Below are 8324 nucleotides of genomic sequence, written 5' to 3' on the forward strand. Positions count from 1 at the left end.
TACGCTTAATTACTTAACCATACAACCCCAATACGCTTAATTACTTAACCATACAACCCCAAGAGGTCTTTTTTGCTCGATCTTTCTCTTTTATGCTGCCTCTTGCTTAACTTTTGCTTGGTCACGTAACACGTTACGCTCCCGGCGACAAAAGTCTCGCGCGCGTTGCCTAAAAAAGAAATCTACGTCGCAAAACCACTGAGTGTTGAATCATCAACCAATTAAGGTTTTGTTTTTGCCGGACTCAAAATAGAGACTTTGCTTATCACTAAGACAAAGCCCAAGCACACTTGATTGTGTGAGTGACATTTTTGTCACTGATTGAGAACTTTACTGTCATTCTTTAAGAATGACTTGTCAGCTTTCCAGATTGTTAAAGAGCATGTGTGTCTATCATAAAGACAAACCACTTTATTATTTGCTTTCAGACACAGCTTTTCGCAACAGGAGATAACTGCTGTGAAAAACGAACAATAAAGTGGTGGAGCTATGCGGGATCGAACCGCAGACCTCCTGCGTGCAAAGCAGGCGCTCTCCCAGCTGAGCTATAGCCCCAATATAATATGGCATTTCTCTTTGAAAGAGAAATGGTGGGCGATACCGGGCTCGAACCAGTGACCCCCTCCTTGTAAGGGAGGTGCTCTCCCAACTGAGCTAATCGCCCATCCTTCAGACTTGGTGGAGCTAGGCGGGATCGAACCGCCGACCTCTTGCATGCCATGCAAGCGCTCTCCCAGCTGAGCTATAGCCCCGCGTCTGAGAAATGGTGGGTTGTACAGGATTCGAACCTGTGACCAATTGATTAAAAGTCAACTGCTCTACCAACTGAGCTAACAACCCAARTGGCGTCCCATAGGGGAGTCGAACCCCTGTTACCGCCGTGAAAGGGCGGTGTCCTAGGCCTCTAGACGAATGGGACTTTATGCGGATGATTTATCTTCGCTAGCCGCGTTGCTTTCATTGTTCAGCCAACTACATAGTATTTCTATGCTCAGGCCATTCGCACTTCAAGCGCCTTGCTCTCCAAGCAAATCATCACGCCTAAGCAATAATTCCTAGGCGTGTTTGGCATTGGGATGCCAAACCTCTCTTTATACTTTCAACCTATACAATCTGTGTGAACACTCGCAAGAATAGCGTCAGTAAGGAGGTGATCCAGCCCCAGGTTCCCCTAGGGCTACCTTGTTACGACTTCACCCCAGTCATGAACCACACCGTGGTAAACGCCCYCCCGAAGGTTAAGCTATCTACTTCTGGTGCAGCCCACTCCCATGGTGTGACGGGCGGTGTGTACAAGGCCCGGGAACGTATTCACCGCAGCATTCTGATCTGCGATTACTAGCGATTCCGACTTCATGGAGTCGAGTTGCAGACTCCAATCCGGACTACGACAAACTTTAAGGGATTCGCTTAACATCGCTGTCTCGCCTGTCTCAGCGCTCCCGAAGGCACTCCTCTATCTCTAAAGGATTCGCTGGATGTCAAGAGTAGGTAAGGTTCTTCGCGTTGCATCGAATTAAACCACATGCTCCACCGCTTGTGCGGGCCCCCGTCAATTCATTTGAGTTTTAACCTTGCGGCCGTACTCCCCAGGCGGTCTACTTAATGCGTTAGCTCCGAAAGCCAAAGTCTTAAACCTCAGCCTCCAAGTAGACATCGTTTACGGCGTGGACTACCAGGGTATCTAATCCTGTTTGCTACCCACGCTTTCGCATCTGAGCGTCAGTCTTTGTCCAGGGGGCCGCCTTCGCCACTGGTATTCCTTCAGATCTCTACGCATTTCACCGCTACACCTGAAATTCTACCCCCCTCTACAAGACTCTAGCCTGCCAGTTTCAAATGCGGTTCCGAGGTTGAGCCCCGGGCTTTCACATCTGACTTAACAAACCGCCTGCATGCGCTTTACGCCCAGTAATTCCGATTAACGCTCGCACCCTCCGTATTACCGCGGCTGCTGGCACGGAGTTAGCCGGTGCTTCTTCTGCAGCTAACGTCAAGCAATGCACGTATTAAGTACACTACCTTCCTCACTGCTGAAAGTGCTTTACAACCCGAAGGCCTTCTTCACACACGCGGCATGGCTGCATCAGGGTCTCCCCCATTGTGCAATATTCCCCACTGCTGCCTCCCGTAGGAGTCTGGGCCGTGTCTCAGTCCCAGTGTGGCTGATCATCCTCTCAAACCAGCTAAGGATCGTCGCCTTGGTAAGCCGTTACCTTACCAACTAGCTAATCCTAACTGGGCCCATCCYAACGCGATAGCTTACATGTAGAGGCCACCTTTGGTCCGTAGACATTATGCGGTATTAGCCGTCGTTTCCAACGGTTATCCCCCTCGTCAGGGCAGGTTCCCAGCCGTTACTCACCCGTCCGCCGCTCGACGTCCAGTAAATCCACCGAAGCTTCAATACTGCCGTTTCCGCTCGACTTGCATGTGTTAGGCCTGCCGCCAGCGTTCAATCTGAGCCATGATCAAACTCTTCAATTAAAGTTTTTTAGTTCATCGAATAAATCTTTTTGTCTATTCTCAACGAGTGCCCACACAGATTGCATAGGTCAAATTGTTAAAGAGCGTCGCTCAATTTTGAGCGGGAGTGGCATTTTACGCCACCGAGGCAGTGAGTCAAGCTTTTTGTTTACTTGGCTTTGCTGCCGTTTGTTAGCGCGGTTTGCCGTGCCAACGAGGAGCGCATTATAGAGAGGTATTTTTATGACGCAAGGGGTTTTTAAAGAAAAAATACCGACCGAACAAAAACCCAACAATTCGCAAGTTTTCTCGCCAATTTAGGCGGTATAGCCATAAAAAAGCCACCTAAAACGGTGGCTTTTTTGCGATTTGGTTCGATTAGCTTTGTTTAGCAATAATTTGTTCATTCTCGACATCGAGAACAACAGGGCGTCCAGGCAGGAGATCGCCACTCAGTATTTGCTGAGCAAGTGGGTTCTCTATCGATTGCTGAATTGCCCGTTTGAGTGGTCGCGCGCCATAGACTGGATCAAAGCCTCCTTTCGCGACCATGGCTAACGCCGCTTCTGTCACTTCAAGGGTAAAGTCTCGTTCCGCCATACGACGTGCAACTTCTTGCATCTGCAATCTAGCAATATTCTGAATATGGTCTTCCGCTAAGGGATGGAAAACCACCGCTTCATCGACACGGTTAATGAATTCAGGACGGAAGTGATGTGCAACGACATCCATCACCGTCTGTTTCATACCTGCGTAGTCAAGTTCACCGAAGTGCTCTTGGATACGATCAGAGCCTAGGTTAGATGTCATGATCACGACCGCGTTACGGAAGTCGACTGTCCGACCTTGGCCATCGGTAAGACGCCCATCATCCAACACTTGCAGCAAGATGTTGAATACATCTGGGTGAGCCTTTTCCACTTCATCGAGCAAAATAACGGAATAAGGTCGCCGCCGCACCGCTTCGGTGAGATAGCCGCCTTCTTCATAGCCGACATAACCCGGGGGGGCCCCAACAAGGCGAGCCACTGAGTGCTTCTCCATAAACTCGGACATATCAATCCGTACCATGGCATCACGGCTATCGAACATGAACTCGGCTAGCGACTTACATAGTTCGGTTTTACCCACCCCTGTTGGCCCAAGGAAAAGGAAGGAGCCAATCGGGCGATTTGGATCTGCCAAACCTGCACGACTACGACGAATAGCATTCGCAACCGCACTTACCGCTTCATCTTGCCCGATAACATGCTCATGCAGGGCTGCTTCCATATTGAGCAGTTTTTCTTTCTCGCTTTCTAGCATGCGCGCAACCGGAATGCCGGTTTGGCGCGAGATAACATCCGCGATCTCGCTATCCGTCACGCGGTTTTTCAGCAAGGTCATTTCTTGCATTTCGGCTTGGCTAGCAAGATCCAATTGTTTTTCGAGCTCAGGAATTTTGCCGTATTGCAGTTCCGACATGCGGCTCAAGTCGCCAGCACGACGTGCAATCTCCATATCTGTACGCGCCTGCTCGAGCGCCGCCTTGATGTGTTGTGTCCCCGATACTGCCGCTTTTTCTGTATTCCAGACTTCTTCCAATTCAGCGTACTCGCGCTCTTTGGTGTCAAGCTCCTCTTTCAGACTATCAAGACGCTTGCGGCTGGCAGTATCTTCTTCTTTCTCTAACGCTTGCTGCTCAATTTTAAGTTGCACAATGCGGCGCTCTAAGCGGTCGAGCGATTCGGGCTTAGAGTCGATTTGCATGCGAATGCTCGACGCAGCTTCATCAATCAAGTCAATGGCTTTGTCGGGCAGTTGCCGATCAGCAATATAACGGTGCGATAAACTTGCAGCCGCAACAATCGCTGGGTCGGTAATTTCAACGGCATGGTGCAGCTCATAACGCTCTTTGAGTCCGCGTAAAATCGCCACCGTATCTTCCACTGTAGGCTCGTTGATCAACACTTTTTGGAAACGGCGCTCTAGCGCAGCGTCTTTTTCTACATACTGGCGATATTCATCAAGTGTGGTTGCGCCAACACAGTGGAGCTCCCCGCGAGCCAACGCCGGCTTCAACATGTTGCCCGCATCCATCGCTCCTTCGGCTTTGCCTGCACCGACCATGGTGTGTAATTCATCAATGAATAGAATGACATTGCCTTCTTCTTTCGCAAGTTCATTCAGCACCGCTTTTAAACGTTCTTCGAATTCACCACGGTATTTCGCACCGGCCACCAACGAACCCATGTCTAGCGAGAGAACGCGTTTTTTGCGTAGCCCTTCAGGAACCTCACCGTTGACGATACGCTGAGCTAAGCCTTCCACAATGGCGGTTTTACCGACACCGGGTTCACCGATTAATACCGGATTGTTTTTGGTGCGCCGCTGCAACACTTGCACGGTACGACGAATTTCATCATCGCGACCAATCACAGGATCCAGTTTGCCCTGCTCCGCTCGCTCAGTAAGATCGATGGTGAATTTTTCAAGCGCTTGTCGATTTTCTTCCGCATTAGGGTCATCCACTTGTTGCCCACCGCGGACTTTCTCAATCGCCTCTTCCACTTTTTGACTGGTTAAGCCATGGCTGCGCAACAACTCACCTAGTGATCCTTTATCTTCCACCGCGGCTAACACAAATAACTCAGACGAGATGTACTTGTCTTTACGCTTTTGCGAGATCTTATCGCACAGGTTGAAGAGGATACCGAGATTATTAGAAAGCTGAACTTCGCCGCCCGTCCCTGTCACTTTCGGTAAGCGATCAAGTAATTCAGAAAGGCTAGAACGCAGTTGGCTCACATCTACGTTCATCATGGTGAGTAAAGGGCGAATCGCACTACTATCTTGATTGAGCAATGCGCTCATCAAGTGAACGGGTTCGATATATTGATGATCACGTCCTAATGCCAGTGACTGTGCATCAGAAATGGCGATTTGAAATTTACTGGTAAAACGATCAAGGCGCATAGCTCCTCCCACTTAACACCTTAGCTTGATGAATAAATGGGCACCATCAGTGAGGTTTTCAACCATCGCCACTGACTTTATTTTGTCAGCCAAATACAACTGGCCAYACGGCCTGTTTGCCCATCACGTCGGTAAGAATAGAACTGATCTCGTTGCCGGTAAGTACAATGGTCGCCACCATACACGTCCGTGACGCCCATTTTGGCAAGGCGCTGTTTAGCCAGCAGATACAAGTCGGCAAGATATTTCTGATGCGGTTGACGAACGAAAGCTGAGCGAGCCGCCGGGCAGTCGCGCGTAAAAGCGTCATAAACCTCCGGTCCGACCTCAAAATGCATGGGACCGATTGCCGGCCCCAGCCAAGCCATACATTGGGTCGAGTCCGTAAACGTGGCGACGGTTGTCTCTATGACTCCATCGAGTAGCCCTCGCCAACCTGCATGTACAGCCGCAACTTGTGATCCCTGCCGATCGGTGATCAAGACAGGTAAACAGTCAGCGGTCATCACTGTACACACTTGACCAGATACGTCCGTCACCGCCGCATCCGCGTCTGGCAAGCTCTCGACACACGGTAGCCGTACTACCTGTGTATCATGAACTTGATTAAGCCAGGTGATAGGCCCACCAACCAGCGCTTGAAGAATGGCCCTATTTTGCGAGACAACTTCGGCGTCATCCCCCACATGTAGGCCAAGGTTCCAGCCCGAAAAGGCGCCCTGACTCGTCCCACCGAGGCGAGTGGTGGTCAGTGCCTTTACATGACGCGGCGCAGGCCAGTCAGGCTGGATACATTCCATTAATAGTCCTCTTCACCGTATTTCGCTTGGTCATCTCTGAGTAGCTCGGTCAACGCGACCATATCCTCAGGAATCGGGGCATGCCATTCCATTTGCTCGCCCGTCACCGGATGATCTAAGCGTAGCATCGCTGCATGCAAAGCTTGTCGTTTGAACTGACGCAAACCTTGAACCAACACATCGTCCGCCTGACGTGGTGGCTTAGCCTTTCCACCATATAAAGGATCGCCTACCAAAGGATGGTTCAAATAGGCCATATGGACACGAATTTGGTGAGTGCGTCCGGTTTCCAATCGCAGCCTTAGCCGTGTATGACCTCGAAAATGCTCCGCAACCCGATAGTGGGTGATCGCGGGCTTTCCTAGCTCGTGTACCGCCATATGGGTGCGCTTGGTGGAGTGACGGCCAATGGGCTTATCCACCAATCCGCCTCCGGTCATATTCCCGATCGCAATCGCCTCATACTCGCGAGTAATTTTACGCTTTTGCAAGGCACGCACTAATCGCGTTTGCGCTGGGATGGTTTTAGCGACAACCATCAACCCTGTCGTATCTTTATCAAGCCGGTGCACGATACCTGCGCGAGGCACATCGCCGATCTCAGGATATAGATACAATAATCCGTTTAAGATAGTGCCATCTGGGCACCCAGCGCCCGGATGCACGACTAAACCTGCAGGTTTGTTAATCACCAACAAGTCATCATCTTCGTAGACAATATCTAGAGGGATGTCTTGCGGGATCCAGCGATTATCGTCTTCCACTTCCGCTTGGATCTGTATCGCTTCTCCCCCCATCACTTTATGGCGAGGCTTATCCATTACCTCCCCGTCTAAGCGCACTTGCCCTGCTTGGATCCATGTTTTGATCCGAGAGCGCGAGTAGTCAGGGAACAGCTCTGCAATTGCTTGGTCGAGTCGTTGGCCCAGTTGGTGGTCTTGAATGTGGTGAGATAATTCTATCTGTTGTGCCATATCGAACTTTTCTGTGATTTCTATGACTAATCCCTCGCGACAGTCGTTATGGCGGCGTGTGGCGTATCGCCCGCTCTCGCCTTTTGCTATAGTCGCCTGTCACTGGATAAAATAGCCGGAATAATGACATTGTATCTGTTTGCCGCTGCGACCGTAATCCAGATGGCATAAAAACTTTTCAAGGAAGTGCGATAACCCATGAAACGCCTTACGCTTACTGCGCTGTTAGCCACCTCAATACTCGCGGGCTGTTCAAGTAACAACCAAGTCGTTCAAGATGATCCGCCATCTAAGCTGTATCAAGATGCAGAGGCGCAGTTAAACAAAGGCGCTTGGATCACTGCGATCGAAAAACTCGAAGCGCTAGATTCACGCTATCCGTTTGGCGCATACTCCGATCAAGTCCAGCTTGATCTGATCTACGCCTATTACAAAAACGACGATCTCGCGCTCGCAGAAGCCACCATAGATCGTTTTATCCGTATGCATCCAGCTCACCCAGAAAGCGATTGGGTAGTCTATATGCGTGGTTTGGTTCACATGGCGCAAGATCGCAGCCTGATCCACGATATTCTCCGTATGGAGCGTAACGATCGCGACCCAGAACCCGCCAGAAAGGCCTTTGCCGATTTTCGTCGCTTACTCGAACGCTACCCTAATAGTGAATATGCTGCAGACGCGAAAGCACGGATGGTGGCACTGAAAAACCGCTTAGCTAACTATGAATTGGCCACTGCGGATTTCTATATTCGTCGCGAAGCTTGGGTTGCCGCCGTGAATCGTTGTCAAGCTATACAGCGAGACTTTCCAGATACAGAGGCCGCGCGCGCTTCTCTACCGTTAATGTTAAAAGCCTACGAAAAGCTGGGACTTGAAGAGCCGGCCCAGAGGACGCGTGAACTCATTGAGAAAAATCCACGCTAAAAGAGAGCGAAGCACTCAGGCTAAAGCCTCCAAAATTGGCTGGCTTTCCTACACAAATCCCTCGATGAGAATCGAGGGATTTTTTTTGAACCTTTATCTGCCTGACTGATCTCAACAAAAAATCATAAGTTGAGGTAAGTGACTATGTTTTCAACAGATGCTGAGCAATGGGCCAAGGATACCTTCTACCATACCGAATTAGGTG

The 8324-nt window shown here is 50.1% G+C and carries 4 protein-coding genes, 5 tRNA genes and 1 rRNA gene; 1 reads left to right on the top strand and 9 read right to left on the bottom strand.

The features are described from left to right. Positions 1–479: 479 nt before the first annotated feature. The 9 genes from BZJ18_RS16255 to rluD all read right to left on the bottom strand — a co-directional run bounded on the left by BZJ18_RS16255 (position 480) and on the right by rluD (position 7195). Positions 480–555, bottom strand: a tRNA-Ala gene (locus tag BZJ18_RS16255). Positions 556–588: 33 nt separating this feature from the next. Next, positions 589–664: transfer RNA gene (locus BZJ18_RS16260), tRNA-Val, on the bottom strand. 12 nt (positions 665–676) lie between these two features. After that, positions 677–752, bottom strand: a tRNA-Ala gene (locus BZJ18_RS16265). 12 nt (positions 753–764) lie between these two features. Beyond that, positions 765–840, bottom strand: a tRNA-Lys gene (locus BZJ18_RS16270). A gap of 3 nt (positions 841–843) precedes the next feature. Then, a tRNA-Glu gene (locus tag BZJ18_RS16275) sits at positions 844–919 on the bottom strand. A 224-nt stretch (positions 920–1143) separates the two neighbouring features. Continuing rightward, a 16S ribosomal RNA gene (locus BZJ18_RS16280) occupies positions 1144–2487 on the bottom strand. Positions 2488–2844: 357 nt separating this feature from the next. Continuing rightward, positions 2845–5421 (bottom strand): ATP-dependent chaperone ClpB, encoded by a 2577-nt coding sequence (gene clpB / locus BZJ18_RS16285; protein WP_077458318.1) that lies wholly within the window; start codon positions 5419–5421, stop codon positions 2845–2847. 77 nt (positions 5422–5498) lie between these two features. Continuing rightward, a complete protein-coding gene (pgeF, locus tag BZJ18_RS16290) occupies positions 5499–6221 on the bottom strand; it encodes a peptidoglycan editing factor PgeF (protein WP_077458320.1) in 723 nt (240 codons plus the stop codon). Then, complete coding sequence (gene rluD / locus BZJ18_RS16295) at positions 6221–7195, bottom strand: 23S rRNA pseudouridine(1911/1915/1917) synthase RluD (protein WP_077458322.1); 975 nt, start codon at positions 7193–7195, stop codon at positions 6221–6223. Before rluD ends, pgeF begins: the two co-directional genes overlap by 1 nt. A gap of 198 nt (positions 7196–7393) precedes the next feature. Here rluD and bamD point away from each other — a divergent pair, with 198 nt between their 5' ends. After that, positions 7394–8119 carry an outer membrane protein assembly factor BamD gene (gene bamD, locus BZJ18_RS16300; protein WP_069591102.1) on the top strand — a complete coding sequence of 242 codons (726 nt, stop codon included), beginning with the start codon at positions 7394–7396 and terminating at the stop codon, positions 8117–8119. Positions 8120–8324 lie beyond the last annotated feature (205 nt).

The sequence above is a fragment of the Salinivibrio sp. IB872 genome (assembly GCF_001995345.1).
Taxonomy (GTDB): Bacteria; Pseudomonadota; Gammaproteobacteria; order Enterobacterales; family Vibrionaceae; genus Salinivibrio; species Salinivibrio proteolyticus.